This is a genomic window from Bacillus sp. EE-W1 (assembly GCF_009760835.1).
GTDB lineage: Bacteria > Bacillota > Bacilli > Bacillales > Bacillaceae_G > Bacillus_A > Bacillus_A wiedmannii.
This window is the reverse complement of the sequence record NZ_WIPE01000074.1, coordinates 623,202-637,433: the sequence shown is the minus strand read 5'-3', so window position 1 is coordinate 637,433 and position 14,232 is coordinate 623,202. Positions and strand designations below refer to the sequence as shown.

At 36.7% G+C, this 14,232-nt stretch carries 17 protein-coding genes; 15 read left to right on the top strand and 2 right to left on the bottom strand.

All coding sequences use genetic code 11. The features are described from left to right. Positions 1-17: 17 nt before the first annotated feature. Positions 18-233, bottom strand: a complete 216-nt coding sequence (locus tag GFJ36_RS22650; protein WP_000010984.1) for a YrzA family protein — start codon at positions 231-233, stop codon at positions 18-20. 136 nt (positions 234-369) lie between these two features. On the opposite strand from GFJ36_RS22650, the gene GFJ36_RS22645 reads away from it, so the two are divergent. The 13 genes from GFJ36_RS22645 (at position 370) to GFJ36_RS22585 (ending at position 12,198) form a co-directional block, all read left to right on the top strand. Beyond that, complete coding sequence (locus tag GFJ36_RS22645; protein ID WP_000536314.1) at positions 370-1,008, top strand: class I SAM-dependent DNA methyltransferase; 639 nt, start codon at positions 370-372, stop codon at positions 1,006-1,008. Between the two features lie 14 nt (positions 1,009-1,022). Further along, on the top strand, positions 1,023-1,718 hold the full coding sequence (gene mtnN / locus GFJ36_RS22640; RefSeq protein ID WP_048531328.1) for a 5'-methylthioadenosine/S-adenosylhomocysteine nucleosidase: 696 nt from the start codon (positions 1,023-1,025) through the stop codon (positions 1,716-1,718). A gap of 82 nt (positions 1,719-1,800) precedes the next feature. Beyond that, positions 1,801-2,724, top strand: a complete 924-nt coding sequence (locus GFJ36_RS22635) for an O-acetylserine dependent cystathionine beta-synthase (protein WP_097889252.1) — start codon at positions 1,801-1,803, stop codon at positions 2,722-2,724. A gap of 3 nt (positions 2,725-2,727) precedes the next feature. Further along, positions 2,728-3,861 (top strand): bifunctional cystathionine gamma-lyase/homocysteine desulfhydrase, encoded by a 1,134-nt coding sequence (locus GFJ36_RS22630; protein WP_046956311.1) that lies wholly within the window; start codon positions 2,728-2,730, stop codon positions 3,859-3,861. Positions 3,862-4,120: 259 nt separating this feature from the next. Next, positions 4,121-6,724, top strand: coding sequence for a bifunctional acetaldehyde-CoA/alcohol dehydrogenase (adhE, locus tag GFJ36_RS22625; RefSeq protein WP_097889253.1), 2,604 nt, complete (start codon positions 4,121-4,123; stop codon positions 6,722-6,724). A gap of 126 nt (positions 6,725-6,850) precedes the next feature. After that, positions 6,851-7,078, top strand: a complete 228-nt coding sequence (locus GFJ36_RS22620) for a YrhC family protein (RefSeq protein WP_048541451.1) — start codon at positions 6,851-6,853, stop codon at positions 7,076-7,078. A 155-nt stretch (positions 7,079-7,233) separates the two neighbouring features. Then, the gene (locus GFJ36_RS22615; protein ID WP_048541454.1) at positions 7,234-8,181 is read left to right on the top strand and encodes an ABC transporter substrate-binding protein; all 948 of its coding nucleotides are present in this window, start codon (positions 7,234-7,236) and stop codon (positions 8,179-8,181) included. Positions 8,182-8,186: 5 nt separating this feature from the next. After that, positions 8,187-9,215, top strand: a complete 1,029-nt coding sequence (locus GFJ36_RS22610) for a FecCD family ABC transporter permease (RefSeq protein WP_137034970.1) — start codon at positions 8,187-8,189, stop codon at positions 9,213-9,215. Continuing rightward, positions 9,202-10,020, top strand: coding sequence for an ABC transporter ATP-binding protein (locus tag GFJ36_RS22605; RefSeq protein WP_088064451.1), 819 nt, complete (start codon positions 9,202-9,204; stop codon positions 10,018-10,020). Before GFJ36_RS22610 ends, GFJ36_RS22605 begins: the two co-directional genes overlap by 14 nt. Next, positions 9,987-10,382, top strand: coding sequence for an ankyrin repeat domain-containing protein (locus tag GFJ36_RS22600; RefSeq protein WP_087985284.1), 396 nt, complete (start codon positions 9,987-9,989; stop codon positions 10,380-10,382). Before GFJ36_RS22605 ends, GFJ36_RS22600 begins: the two co-directional genes overlap by 34 nt. A 237-nt stretch (positions 10,383-10,619) precedes the next feature. Further along, a complete protein-coding gene (locus GFJ36_RS22595) occupies positions 10,620-11,198 on the top strand; it encodes a GNAT family N-acetyltransferase (protein ID WP_227558146.1) in 579 nt (192 codons plus the stop codon). 56 nt (positions 11,199-11,254) lie between these two features. Next, complete coding sequence (locus tag GFJ36_RS22590; protein WP_087985282.1) at positions 11,255-11,713, top strand: GNAT family N-acetyltransferase; 459 nt, start codon at positions 11,255-11,257, stop codon at positions 11,711-11,713. 107 nt (positions 11,714-11,820) lie between these two features. Next, positions 11,821-12,198 (top strand): hotdog family protein, encoded by a 378-nt coding sequence (locus GFJ36_RS22585; protein WP_001101451.1) that lies wholly within the window; start codon positions 11,821-11,823, stop codon positions 12,196-12,198. Positions 12,199-12,231: 33 nt separating this feature from the next. Here GFJ36_RS22585 and GFJ36_RS22580 read toward each other — a convergent pair whose 3' ends face one another. Continuing rightward, positions 12,232-12,777: a helix-turn-helix domain-containing protein gene (locus GFJ36_RS22580; protein ID WP_001020697.1), complete on the bottom strand. Its 546-nt coding sequence runs from the start codon at positions 12,775-12,777 to the stop codon at positions 12,232-12,234. A gap of 156 nt (positions 12,778-12,933) precedes the next feature. On the opposite strand from GFJ36_RS22580, the gene GFJ36_RS22575 reads away from it, so the two are divergent. Then, positions 12,934-13,338 carry a DoxX family protein gene (locus GFJ36_RS22575; RefSeq protein WP_097889255.1) on the top strand — a complete coding sequence of 135 codons (405 nt, stop codon included), beginning with the start codon at positions 12,934-12,936 and terminating at the stop codon, positions 13,336-13,338. A gap of 21 nt (positions 13,339-13,359) precedes the next feature. Continuing rightward, complete coding sequence (locus tag GFJ36_RS22570) at positions 13,360-14,217, top strand: VOC family protein (protein ID WP_157349738.1); 858 nt, start codon at positions 13,360-13,362, stop codon at positions 14,215-14,217. Positions 14,218-14,232: the final 15 nt, after the last annotated feature.

The following is a 14,232-nucleotide window of genomic DNA, read 5'->3' as shown; positions in this document are numbered from 1 at the left end:
GGAGCTTCTCTTTTTTGTTAACGCAATTTCTTTAATTTAAAATGAACAACCGCGCTATAATATGGCCTTTTGCTTTCGGGATCCATAACCATTTGATGCGAGATGTGATGAACTTCAAGCATAAGTGCTTTATTATTATCGATTTGTTCACTAATTTTTCGTTCCAAAGAAGCTAAGTCTCCTGCTTCGAAAAACTCTACTTTATCTTCTAACATTTCAAAGGTAAATGACACGAAGACGACCCCTCTCCTATGTAATCAACTATAGTGTAACAAAGAAAAGAAGGAAATACCATGTACATTTCAATTGACATTTTTAGAAAGAGGGCATATTATACTGATAAAACCGATAAGAAAAAGGGGAATTTTTATGGGTACAGAATTTAATGGTTTATTTGATGAGTGGGCTCATACGTACGACTCATTTGTACAAGGCGAAGATATACAATATAAAGAAGTTTTCGCCCATTATGAGGACATTCTAGAGGATGTAGTTAACAAGTCATTTGGTAATGTATTAGAATTTGGTGTTGGTACTGGCAATTTAACAAATAAATTATTGTTTGCTGGACGCACAGTTTACGGTATAGAACCGTCACGTGAAATGCGCATGATTGCAAAAGAGAAATTGCCAAAAGAATTTTCCATTACAGAAGGTGATTTTCTTTCGTTTGAAGTCCCAAATTCAATTGATACCATAGTAAGCACCTACGCATTTCATCATTTAACAGATGATGAAAAAAATGTAGCGATTGCGAAGTATAGTCAATTGCTAAACAAAGGTGGTAAAATAGTGTTTGCTGATACGATATTTGCAGATCAAGATGCATATGATAAAACTGTTGAAACAGCAAAACAAAGAGGTTTCCATCAGTTAGCAAACGATTTGCAAACGGAATACTATACACGTATTCCAGTCATGCAGTCTATTTTTGAAAACAATGGCTTCCATGTAACGTTTACGAGATTAAATCATTTCGTTTGGGTAATGGAGGCAACTAAGCAATAGAAAGAGGGATTAGATTGAGAATTGCTGTAATTGGAGCAATGGAAGAAGAAGTACGTATTTTACGTGACAAATTAGAACAAGCAGAAACAGAAACGGTTGCGGGTTGTGAATTTACGAAAGGACAATTAGCAGGACACGAAGTAATCTTGTTAAAGTCTGGTATTGGTAAAGTAAATGCAGCGATGTCAACGACAATTTTATTAGAAAGATATAAGCCTGAAAAAGTAATTAATACTGGTTCAGCTGGTGGCTTCCATCATTCTCTAAACGTTGGAGATGTAGTTATTTCAACAGAAGTTCGTCATCATGACGTAGATGTAACAGCATTTAACTATGAGTATGGTCAAGTACCAGGAATGCCTCCTGGATTCAAGGCTGATGAAGCATTAGTTACATTAGCTGAGAAATGTATGCAGGCAGAAGAAAATATTCAAGTTGTAAAAGGTATGATTGCAACAGGGGATTCATTTATGAGTGATCCGAACCGCGTTGCAGCAATTCGTGATAAATTTGAAGACCTTTATGCAGTAGAAATGGAAGCAGCAGCTGTTGCACAAGTATGCCACCAATATGAAGTTCCGTTTGTTATTATTCGTGCGCTTTCTGATATTGCAGGTAAAGAATCAAATGTTTCATTTGATCAATTTTTAGATCAAGCAGCTCTTCATTCTACAAACTTTATCGTAAAAGTACTAGAAGAGTTAAAGTAATGTAACAAAAAGGCAACTGTCTCATATAAAGAAAATACATACAGTTGCCTTTTCTTTATTGGCGAATAAGGGGGAGAACACGATGAATGTATATCGTGGAGTTCATGAGTTGATTGGTCATACACCAATTGTAGAAATTACTCGTTTTTCACTTCCAGAAGGGGTCCGTTTATTTGCAAAGCTTGAATTTTATAACCCAGGTGGAAGCGTTAAGGACCGTTTAGGAAGAGAATTAATCGAAGATGCGCTAGAAAAAGGGCTTGTTACCCAGGGTGGAACAATTATTGAACCAACTGCTGGAAATACTGGTATTGGACTGGCACTTGCAGCGTTACAACATGATTTACGCGTTATTGTTTGTGTACCAGAGAAATTTAGTATTGAAAAACAAGAATTAATGAAAGCACTAGGCGCAACGGTCGTGCATACACCGACTGAGCAAGGAATGACCGGCGCAATTGCAAAAGCAAAAGAATTAGTAAGTGAAATACCGAATTCATACTCTCCAAGTCAGTTTGCGAATGAAGCAAACCCGCGTGCTTATTTCAAAACACTAGGTCCTGAACTGTGGGATGCACTGAACGGAGAGATTAACATATTTGTTGCAGGAGCAGGAACTGGTGGTACATTCATGGGGACTGCATCTTATTTGAAAGAAAAAAATATAGATATAAAAACGGTTATTGTCGAACCAGAAGGATCTATTTTAAATGGTGGTAAAGCTGGTTCGCATGAAACAGAAGGGATTGGCCTTGAATTTATCCCGCCATTTTTGAAAACATCTTATTTTGATGAAATTCATACAATTTCTGATCGAAATGCATTTTTACGAGTGAAGGAATTAGCGCAAAAAGAAGGACTGCTCGTTGGGAGCTCTTCCGGAGCAGCATTTCATGCAAGTTTACTTGAAGCAGAGAAAGCGGCGCCAGGTACAAATATTGTAACGATTTTTCCTGATAGTAGTGAGCGTTATTTAAGTAAAGACATATACAAAGGATGGGAATAAAAAATGAGAGCAAAGACAAAGTTAATTCATGGTATTCGCATAGGAGAACCTTCAACTGGATCTGTAAATGTACCGATTTATCAAACAAGTACGTACAAACAAGAAGCAGTTGGTAAGCATCAAGGATATGAATATTCACGTACAGGCAACCCAACACGTGCAGCTTTAGAAGAAATGATTGCAGTATTAGAAAACGGTCATGCTGGTTTTGCATTTGGTTCAGGAATGGCTGCTATTACAGCTACAATTATGTTGTTCTCAAAAGGTGACCACGTTATTTTAACAGATGATGTGTATGGTGGAACGTACCGCGTTATCACGAAAGTATTAAATCGCTTCGGCATTGAGCATACATTTGTAGATACAACAAACCTAGAGGAAGTTGTAGAAGCGATTCGTCCAAATACGAAAGCGATTTATGTGGAAACACCAACGAACCCATTACTGAAAATTACTGATATTAAGAAAATATCTACTCTTGCTAAAGAGAAAGATTTATTAACAATTATCGATAACACATTCATGACGCCATATTGGCAGTCGCCGATTACTTTAGGAGCAGACATTGTACTTCATAGTGCAACGAAATATTTAGGAGGTCATAGTGACGTAGTTGCAGGCCTAGTAGTTGTAAATAGCCCGCAATTAGCAGAAGACCTTCACTTTGTACAAAACTCAACAGGAGGCATTCTTGGCCCACAAGATAGCTTCTTACTACTTCGTGGTTTAAAAACATTAGGAATTCGAATGGAAGAGCATGAAACGAATTCACGTGCAATTGCTGAGTTTTTAAATAACCATCCAAAAGTAAATAAAGTATATTACCCAGGTCTTGCATCACATCAAAACCATGAACTAGCGACAGAACAAGCAAATGGATTTGGTGCTATTATCTCATTTGATGTAGATAGTGAAGAAACATTAAATAAAGTACTAGAGAACTTACAATACTTTACACTTGCTGAAAGTTTAGGGGCAGTAGAAAGTTTAATTTCTATCCCATCTCAAATGACACATGCATCAATCCCAGCAGATCGTCGTAAAGAGCTAGGAATTACAGATACATTAATTCGTATTTCTGTCGGTATTGAAGACGGTGAAGATTTAATTGAAGATCTAGCACAAGCGTTAGCATAGTAAAAATGCACTGCTCATATAGGCAGTGCATTTTTATTACATCTTTTTGTGAAAAATTTCACAAAATAGACATACACAAATGAAATCATTTCATGTATATTAAGTTCATGAAGTGTTACTCACGAACAAACTTGTGAAATATTTCACAAACAATGAGGTTCATGTAGGAAAGCAACTCTATTTTTTTTGCGCTAATCGGGACTCATTATGACCTATAGGGTCTTATTTAGTCCATGATAGCAGAATAGGAGGAATTTACATGGTAGTCAAAGAGAAAGTTGTAAATGAAATGCAGGAAGTAAAAGAGGTGATTGATACGTTAGTGAATAACGGTCGAAAGGCTTTACAAGCATTAGAAAGTTTTACACAAGAGCAAATTGACAACATTGTTCATGAAATGGCATTAGCAGGTGTTGATCAACATATGCCGCTTGCGAAGTTGGCTGTTGAAGAAACAGGTCGTGGTGTATATGAAGATAAATGTATTAAAAATATTTTTGCTACTGAATATATTTGGCATAGCATAAAAAAAGATAAAACAGTAGGGATTATTCACGAAGATCCTCATGAAGAAATAATAGAAATTGCGGAACCTGTCGGTGTAGTAGCTGGGGTAACGCCAGTAACGAATCCAACGTCGACAACAATGTTTAAAGCATTAATCGCGATGAAAACGAGAAATCCAATTATTTTCGCATTTCATCCTTCAGCACAAAACTGTTCCATTGCAGCGGCGAAAACAGTATATGATGCAGCGGTGAAGGCCGGGGCACCAAAACATTGTATTCAGTGGATTGAAAGACCTTCTGTCGAAGCAACGAAACAATTAATGAACCATGAAGGTGTTGCGCTTGTTTTGGCAACTGGAGGAGCAGGTATGGTGAAATCAGCTTATTCTACTGGAAAACCAGCGCTAGGTGTAGGTCCTGGTAATGTACCATGCTATATAGAGAAATCAGCGCATATAAAACGAGCTGTTAATGATTTAATTTTATCAAAAACATTTGATAACGGTATGATTTGTGCATCAGAACAAGCAATCATTGTAGACAAGGAAATTTATGATGATGTGAAAAAAGAAATGATTGCAAACAATTGTTACTTTGTAACAGAAGAAGAGAGAAGAAAATTAGAAAAGCTTGTTATTAATGAAAATACATGTGCAGTAAATAGTGATATTGTAGGGAAATCAGCACAGTACATTGCCGCATTAGTTGGAATTACTGTGCCTGAAAATACAAAAATGCTTGTAGCTGAAATACAAGGTATCGGAGGAGCATATCCACTATCTCGTGAGAAATTGAGTCCAGTATTAGCTTGTGTAAAAGCAAATTCACTAGAAGAGGGACTTACATATTGCGAAGACATGTTAGACCTTGGTGGTTTAGGACATTCAGCAGTCATTCATTCTACAAATAAAGAAGTACAAAAACAATTTGGATTACGTATGAAAGCTTGCCGTCTTATTGTAAACGCTCCTTCATCACAAGGTGGAATCGGTGATATATATAATGGATTTATTCCATCACTTACGCTCGGTTGCGGCTCGTATGGGAAAAACTCAGTTTCTCAAAACGTAACAGCGACGCATTTATTAAATATAAAAAGGTTGGCAAATAGAAAAAAGAATATGCAGTGGTTCAAATTACCACCAAAAATTTATTTTGAAAAACATGCGACAGCATATTTAGCAAATATGCCTAACATTTCACGTGCATTTATTGTAACGGATCCAGGAATGGTTGAGCACGGATATGTAGATACGGTTACGCATTATTTACGTAAACATGCAAATGATGTAAAAGTCGAAGTTTTCTTTGAGGTCGAGCCAGATCCATCAGATGAAACTGTGTTTAAAGGTGCGGAAATGATGAGAAGTTTTAAGCCAGATGTAATTATCGCACTTGGTGGTGGTTCAGCTATGGATGCAGCGAAAGGGATGTGGCTTTTCTATGAACAACCAGAAACAACATTCTATGGAATTAAACAGAAGTTTTTAGATATAAGAAAACGTACATGTAAATATCCGGAATTAGGAAGTAAGGCGCAGTTTGTTGCCATTCCAACAACATCAGGAACAGGATCAGAAGTAACACCATTTGCGGTTATTACAGATAAGAAAAATAATATAAAGTATCCGCTCGCGGATTATGAATTAACACCAGATGTAGCAATTGTTGATCCACAGTTTGTAATGACAGTACCACCACATGTAACAGCAGACACTGGTATGGACGTATTAACGCATGCAATCGAGGCGTATGTGTCTGTTCTAGCAAATGACTATACAGATGGATTAGCATTAAAGGCCATTGATCTCGTATTTAAATATTTACCAAGAGCATTTAAAGATGGAAATGACGAAGAAGCACGAGAAAAAATGCATAATGCTTCTGCAATCGCAGGGATGGCATTTGCAAATGCTTTCTTAGGTATTAATCACAGCTTAGCACATAAAATTGGACCGGAATTTCATATTCCACATGGGCGTGCGAATGCAATTCTTATGCCACACGTAGTTCGCTATAATGCTATTAAGCCAAGAAAACACGCATTGTTCCCAAAATATGAGCACTTTGTGGCTGATGAACGCTATGCACATATTGCGAGAATGCTCGGGCTTCCAGCAGGCTCGACAGCAGAAGGTGTGGAATCCCTCGTCCAAGCAATTATTGAGCTTGGAAAAAGCTTAAATATAAATATGAGTATTGCAGGACAAGGAGTTGCTAAAGACCAATTTGAAGAGGTTGTTGGATTATTAGCAGAAAGAGCTTTTGAAGATCAATGTACAACAGCTAATCCGAAATTACCTCTCATTTCAGAGTTGAAAGAAATTTATATGGAAGCATATAAAGGGGAGTAATGGGTATGAAAGAGTCGCAATAAAGCGGCTCTTTTTCATTTGGAAAACATCTCCCAGAATGGCTGTATTTACTGGTCTTTAAGTTTAATGGAATATGATACAGTGAAATAGAGGAGTGAGAATATAATGAAAGAATTACAAGGGAAAATAGAAGATTATACTCGGTTCGGACAAATCCTTCTCGCTGTAAGTACATTGTTAATGGTTGGCTTATTGATTCCGAATGGAGCAAAAGAAGCAATACAATCTTTTGTTATGATGGGGAGTACCGTTATATTTTTAAGTTTATCATTCTTTTTCTTTCAGCGTGTGAAAGTGATGCGAGAACAGTTAGAGGGAAACGAATGTGAGTAATATTATGAAATAGAGCACTACGAAAAGAACGAATCTTTTTGTAGTGCTTTTTGTTTTTGTAAAAAATGTATGCGGTTTATATTGACAATGATAATCCTTATCAATTAAAGTAGAATAGTAGTTAATGATTATCATTATCATTCAGAGGTGAAAGAATGAAAAAATCTATTACGCTATTCACAGCGATTTTATCTATTTTTTTCTTGTTAATAGGTTGCAATGCAAAGGGAGACGAAAAAGCATCTGCAACAAAAACAGAAAAAGGAAAAGAGAAAATCGAAGTTACCGACCTATCAGGAAGAAAGGTAACATTCGATAAAGTGCCAGAGAGTTTTGCAACATTAAGTATGGGGGACATGAATATTATTCATGCTTTAGGCGGAAAAATAGTAGGTCGTCCGGATGCAAAAATAACTCTTCCAGAGGATGTAAAGAAAGTACAAGTAATCGGGAATGCACATCAACCGAATTTTGAGCAAATCGCTAGTTTAAAACCGGATGTACTTATTGCTAACAATGGGTTTCAAAAGAATGTTCCAACGGTTGAAGGGCAAGGAACGAAAGTAATGATTTCTTCTGCGAATTCTGTACAAGATATTCAAAAGAATATTGAACTATATGGAACGATAATGAAGAAAGAAGATAAAGCAAAAGAACTTAATCAAAAAATTAATGATCAAATGAAGACATATGAGAAAAAGAGTGATGTGAAAGCACTGTTAGTATACGGAGCACCAGGTACTTATTTAGCAGCATTACCAACATCTTTATCAGGTAATATTTTAGAAAAAACAGGCGGAAAAAATATTGCAGCTGATTTTCCGGAAATGAAGGAATATCCGCAATATGCGCAGCTAAGTGTAGAACGTATTATTGAGGCAAATCCAGATGTGATTTATTTAATTACACATGGAGATCCAAATAGCGTTAAAAAAGCATTTGAAGGCGAAATGATGAAAAATGAAGCGTGGAAAAATTTAGATGCAGTAAAACAAAATCGTGTAGTTATTTTGCCACCAGACTTATTTGGATCAAATCCTGGAACAAAAGTTACAGAAGCAATGGACTTTATGTATAAAAGTATACAAGATGTAAGGAAATGATACGTATGGAAAGTAGTGAAGTAGTAAGGGAAAAGGAACATCCTTTTGCGAAAAAAAGATGGATAATAGCAGTTACTTTAGTTGTATTAACGATTCTAGGTCTTTTTTACGGTCTTTTCGCAGGAAGCCTATCCTTTTCTTTACGAGAAATTCTAACAGGGATACAAGATGAAGGTTCGACGGTTCATCGAATTGTATGGGACCTTCGTATACCGAGAGTGCTCGTTGGATTTATAGTAGGAACATGTTTAGCAGCATCTGGTGCACTGCTGCAAGGGGTTATGAGAAATCCTCTTGCAGACCCTGGTATTATCGGGGTTTCATCTGGAGCAGGCCTTGTAGCAATTGTAATTATGATTTTATTCCCTCAGCATATGGCATTTTTACCGCTCGGGGCGTTTATAGGAGCTTTCATAACGGCGATGGTCATTTATGCTTTATCATGGCAAAAAGGGGCACCGCCTTCAAGGATTGTCTTAGTAGGTGTATCAATCAATGCATTAATTGGTGCAGCGACGTCAGCGTTAATGTTATTACATAGTGACAAAGTACAATCGGTGTTACCTTGGTTAGCAGGTGGCATTGGTGGTGTAAGTTGGGCACATTTAAACATGATTATTTATTATGCAATATTCGCTATTATATTAGCCTTCTTTGGTATAAAACATATTCGAGTATTAATGCTTGGAGATGAAATGGCGAAATTATTAGGTCATAACGTGGAGAGAAGCCGGTTTTATTTAATAGTAGTAAGTACGTTACTAGCTGGAATTGCAGTTAGTGTCTCTGGTCTTATTGGATTTGTCGGTCTTGTCGTACCACATATGTTACGTTTATTAGTTGGAAATGACTATAAATATTTACTGCCATTATCATGTCTTGGCGGAGGGATATTACTTGTTTTCGCGGATGCGATAGCTCGAAGTTGGTTCGATCCAATTGAATTGCCTGTTGGTATTCTATTATCCTTCTTAGGCGGTCCATTCTTCTTATATTTAATTCATAGAGGAGGGAAACAGAGTGATTTCCGTTAACAAAGTGTTTTATGCACATTCTGAAAGGTTTCAAATGCAAAATATGAATGTACATATTAAAGCTGGAGAGGTCGTTAGTTTAATTGGGCCAAATGGATCGGGGAAATCTACTTTGCTTCGTTTAATGGCAAGACTACTTAAACAAAGCGAAGGGGATATCATTTTAGATGGAAAAAGTATTCATACGATGAAAAGTGCCGATGTAGCGAAGCAATTAGCGATGTTACCACAAATGCATGATCATCAATTAGATTTAACAGTGAAAGAATTAATCGAATTTGGAAGAGGACCTCATAAATCATGGAGAGGTCGCTTAAATAAAGACGATGAAAAAATTGTTGATTGGGCATTGTCTGTTACAAATCTTGAAGGGTACGAATATCGCCTTTTGCAATCTTTATCAGGAGGAGAAAGACAACGTGCCTGGATTGCAATGACGCTAGCACAACGTACAAATGTCTTATTATTAGATGAGCCAACAACCTTTTTAGATATCGTTCATCAGTTGGAAGTAATGGAACTTGTGAAACGGTTAAACGAGGAGTTTGGCATGACAATTGTAATGGTTTTACATGATATTAACCAAGCGGCTCAATATAGTGATCGTTTACTCGTATTAAAGCGAGGGCAGCTTCAGTATGACGGTATACCAGAAGAAGTGTTATGTCATGAAATGTTTCAACGTGTGTTCGGTATAGAGGTAGATATTTTTCAAGGAAGTGACAAGCCATTTTTTACACCAAAACGAATTTCTAAAAAAGGAGGAGCAAGATGCGAACAGAAGAATGTATTACCACTGAGTTAGTAAGAGAATTTGTTATGGCAGCTCACGGAGATTTAGAAAAAGTACAAGAACTGTTGGCTGAATCGCCAAGCTTACTTCATGCCTCTTACAATTGGGGCGGATCAGATTGGGAAAGTGCGTTAGGAGCGGCGGCACATGTAGGTCGTAAAGATATTGCTCTCTATTTACTAGAAAAGGGTGCTCGAATGGACATTTTCGCGGCCGCGATGCTTGGAGAATTAGAAGTTGTACAAGCTATTTTAGTAGCACAACCAGAGGCATTGCGTGCATCGGGTCCACATGGTATTTCCCTTCTTCAACATGCACGAATGGGTGGAGAACAGGCACAGCGTGTATTTGAGTACTTAACGGTGATCTCTTAATGACCGCAAAGGTTCTTATGTGCGGTAAACTTTTCACTTTCATATAATTGAAAAGTTTACCGCCCGTTAGAACGGGATAAGTATCTAGTATATTTGAAAATCCTACCCCCCCCTCAATTGTAGTTTTCTTTATGCTAGTTATGATATGGATGCAGTAGACAACATTTGTCTACTGTCTTTTTTAGATTCTTGAGGGATTGAATATTCTGTATTTTGTTCTTGGTTCATTTATAATAGATAGTAACATTTAGTATACATACAAAACATGATTGTGTAGTTAAGTACAAATTCGTGGGAAGGAGTGCAGAGATGTTTCATACAGATCGTTTACAAATTCGCAAATATACAATGGATGATTTGCAGTTCTATGCTTCGCTATGGGGAAATGAGAAGGTGATGCGCTATATTGGAAATGGGACGTTAAAAACATATATGCAATGTAAAAAAAGTTTGGAGGAGTGGGTGATTCCTAGCTATAAAAACGGTCTTGGTTTATTTGTATTGATTGAAAAGGAAACGGGAATACGAATTGGTCATGCAGGGTTAGTAAAGCAGCAGATAGATGGAAAAGAAGAAATTGAAATTGGTTATTGGTTATTACCTCAGTATTGGGAAAAAGGGTATGCGAAAGAAGCAGCGGCAGCATTTCGAGACTATGGTTTCCAAGCGTTACGAATGAATAAATTAATTTCTCTTATTAATCCGGATCACCCCGCCTCAATCTTTGTTGCTAGAAAAACAGGGCTTAGTTATGAGAAAACAACTTCATTTCATGGGATGGACGTTCTTGTTTATTCCATTAAACGCGTTGGATGAAAAAAGGTAAATTGCATCTTTTGAAGAATGGTATATAAAAATAAAGGGGGGATTACATGTATATTTATCATAATGGCCTTATTATTCGTGAGGGAACGAATGGTGTGCCAGCATATGCAATTAAAACTTTATTCGAAGATGCTGGTTGGAGTAATGATGATATCCCTTCTTGGCAAATTGAAAAATTCACGATAGCATTTGAAAATTCAACATGGGCATTCACAATTTGGGATGAAGAAGAGATGATTGCGATGGTTAGAGTCATTTCTGATGGAATCATGATCGCGAACATAGTAAATTTAGTTGTGAAATGTGAATATAGAGGGAAGGGATTAGGTAAGAAACTTGTCGCTCTTTGTTTGCAAAAGTTGCCACATGGAGACTGGTTTGCACATACATCTGCGAGTAATTTTGATTTTTATAGAAGTTGTGGTTTTGAGGTGAGAGAATTATCGAGAAATGGAACATGTGCGTACTACGGGTATCAAGTAGCAAAAAAAGATGGGCACCGATAAAAGTAAGATAGTGTAGAAAAAGGATGCTATTTAATAATATAAACTGAACTGAGACTCATTTTATGATAAAATAAAAGAAAATTCTGTTTATTAAACGGGGGATAAAAATGAATGTAAAAGTTGGGGATGTATTTAAATACGAAAGAAGATTTACTGAGGAAGAGGTTTTTGAATTTGCAAATATTACAGGAGATAAAGGTAGGCATCATATGGAATATGATGAAAAAGGACGTTTAATGGTTCATGGTTTATTAACTGCTAGTATTGGAACGAAAGTAGGAGAAGAATTACATTACATAGCAAGAGAATTAGTAAGTGAGTTTATTAGACCGGTTTTTACAGGGGATACGATCACTTGTGAATTAACTTTAACAAATATTGAACAGATGGAAGGATATAAAAAGGTTTCAATCGAGTCAGTTTATCGCAATCAACATGAAAAGACTGTACTAGTTGGAACAAGTTATGGCGTTATAAGGGGATAAAAAAGAAGCCTGATTTACAGGCTTCTTTTTTATTTAATAAACACGTTTTCGATTTTCTGCATGACTAGAGATGAGTAATAATGCAGTTTCTTCCCCTATATTACGAACGATATGAGGAACACATGCATTCCAGGAGAAAGAATCACCTTCTTCTACTATTGCAATATCTTCTCCATGTTGAACTTCTAGTTTTCCGCGTAATACAAGGTGACATTCTTCCCCTTCATGGGCATTTGGTATATTTTCTTTCGGAAACCCAGCAGGAATTTCCACGAGGTTTAGGCGGAGGCCACCTTGCTCTGCAACATGTTCAATTCTTTGTTCATCTTTTCCGTATACACTGTATTTACGCTCTACCTTTTTGACAACTTTCAACCGATCTTTTTGTTCTAATAATAAATAGGGAAGGGGAACGTTTAAAAAATTGGAGATTGTTTCTAAAGTTGAGATAGATGGTGATGTTTTATTATTTTCAACCTGACTCATAAATCCTTTAGAAAGACCCGTTCCCTCACAAATTTGTGCGATTGTTATGCCTCTACGTTGACGAATTTCACGTATTGCAGAACCAATATTCATAAAATCAAGCTCCTTTTTGTAAACAACTATTTGTATCATAGCAAAAAAAATATATTTTTTCCCAGTGAAAATGAATTGACGAATAAAAAAAATTAGTGTATGTTTTGTAATGTAAATAAAAGTTTTGTATAAGAAAACTATAAAGGAGAGAATGAAATGAATCAACATATCGGTAACTTAATTATTCGTATCGTGTTAGGGGTAACATTCTTTATGCACGGTTTAACAAAATTCCAATCGGGGATTGACAATATTGCAGGGTGGTTTACAAGCATTGGTTTACCAGGAGGTCTTGCATACGGTGTAGCAACAGCGGAGGTAGTTGGTGGTATATTGTTAATTCTAGGTGTAGGTGTAAGATATATTGGATTATTATTTGCACTTGTAATGGTTGGAGCAATTGTAAAAGTAAAATGGTCAGCTGGTTTATTAGGGGATGGAAAAAATCCTGGCTTCGAATTAGAACTTGCATTGTTAGCAATGGGTGCGTACTTATTTGTTGCGAAAGCAGACGGTTTTGTAGATAATTTCTTAAAAGAGAAAATGTCAAAGAAGAACTAAATTAAATGGGGGGCTAACAAGATGAGTTTTCAACTTCATCCCGATACAACACTTGATGTTGTTCATTTATATGTATCAAATATAAAGAAATCACTAGAGTTTTATACAGAAGTACTAAGTATGAAAGTACTAAAAGAAGATGAAATGGTCGTTACATTTGGGAATGAAAATAACGAACCACTCCTTATCATTGAAGAAAAGAAAGAAGCTTTACCAAAGCAAAGAGGGAGAACGGGGTTATATCATTACGCAATTTTACTACCACGTAGACAGGATTTAGCGAATATTCTTCGTCATCTTGTAGAAATGGTATATCCACTGCACGGCGGAGCCGACCATTACTTTAGTGAGGCCCTCTATTTAGCTGATCCAGATGGAAACGGGATTGAAATTTATCATGATCGCCAAAAAGAAGTTTGGCGTGATGAGAATGGAGAACTACCATTTGTTAGTAACCCGTTAGCTGGTGAAGAATTATTGCAGCAAGGAATTGCGTGGAATGGTTTTCCAGCTGGTACTGTGATGGGGCATATTCATTTCCATGTAGCTGATTTGGAAGAAGCGAAACGTTTCTATGTGGATGGTCTTGGTTTTGAAGTAACAATCCCAGCTCGTAATGGCGCGTTGTTCGTATCGGCAGGTGGCTATCATCACCATATCGGTTTAAATACGTGGCAAGGTGAAAGAATACCGCCGCAAATGCCAAATTCCGTCGGCTTGAAATATTTCACAATTGTACTAGCGGATGAAAAACAAAAAGAGCAAGTATGTGAAAGCTTAAAAAATATTGGCAAAGTCGCTACGTACAAAGATGGAATATTACAAGTTGAGGACCCATTTGGACATTGTATTCATTTCAAAATAAAAGGAGAAGCCTAAAAAAGGCTTCTCTTT

Excerpts from the sequence above, each read along its gene's own strand:
- GFJ36_RS22630 (WP_046956311.1), top strand. The coding sequence starts at position 2,728 with ATGAGAGCAAAGACAAAGTTAATTCATGGTATTCGCATAGGAGAACCT.
- adhE (WP_097889253.1), top strand. The coding sequence starts at position 4,121 with ATGGTAGTCAAAGAGAAAGTTGTAAATGAAATGCAGGAAGTAAAAGAG.
- GFJ36_RS22580 (WP_001020697.1), bottom strand. The coding sequence starts at position 12,777 with ATGAATATTGGTTCTGCAATACGTGAAATTCGTCAACGTAGAGGCATA.
- GFJ36_RS22645 (WP_000536314.1), top strand. The coding sequence starts at position 370 with ATGGGTACAGAATTTAATGGTTTATTTGATGAGTGGGCTCATACGTAC.
- GFJ36_RS22610 (WP_137034970.1), top strand. The coding sequence starts at position 8,187 with ATGGAAAGTAGTGAAGTAGTAAGGGAAAAGGAACATCCTTTTGCGAAA.
- GFJ36_RS22635 (WP_097889252.1), top strand. The coding sequence starts at position 1,801 with ATGAATGTATATCGTGGAGTTCATGAGTTGATTGGTCATACACCAATT.
- GFJ36_RS22615 (WP_048541454.1), top strand. The coding sequence starts at position 7,234 with ATGAAAAAATCTATTACGCTATTCACAGCGATTTTATCTATTTTTTTC.
- GFJ36_RS22590 (WP_087985282.1), top strand. The coding sequence starts at position 11,255 with ATGTATATTTATCATAATGGCCTTATTATTCGTGAGGGAACGAATGGT.
- GFJ36_RS22585 (WP_001101451.1), top strand. The coding sequence starts at position 11,821 with ATGAATGTAAAAGTTGGGGATGTATTTAAATACGAAAGAAGATTTACT.
- GFJ36_RS22600 (WP_087985284.1), top strand. The coding sequence starts at position 9,987 with ATGCGAACAGAAGAATGTATTACCACTGAGTTAGTAAGAGAATTTGTT.
- GFJ36_RS22575 (WP_097889255.1), top strand. The coding sequence starts at position 12,934 with ATGAATCAACATATCGGTAACTTAATTATTCGTATCGTGTTAGGGGTA.
- GFJ36_RS22620 (WP_048541451.1), top strand. The coding sequence starts at position 6,851 with ATGAAAGAATTACAAGGGAAAATAGAAGATTATACTCGGTTCGGACAA.
- GFJ36_RS22570 (WP_157349738.1), top strand. The coding sequence starts at position 13,360 with ATGAGTTTTCAACTTCATCCCGATACAACACTTGATGTTGTTCATTTA.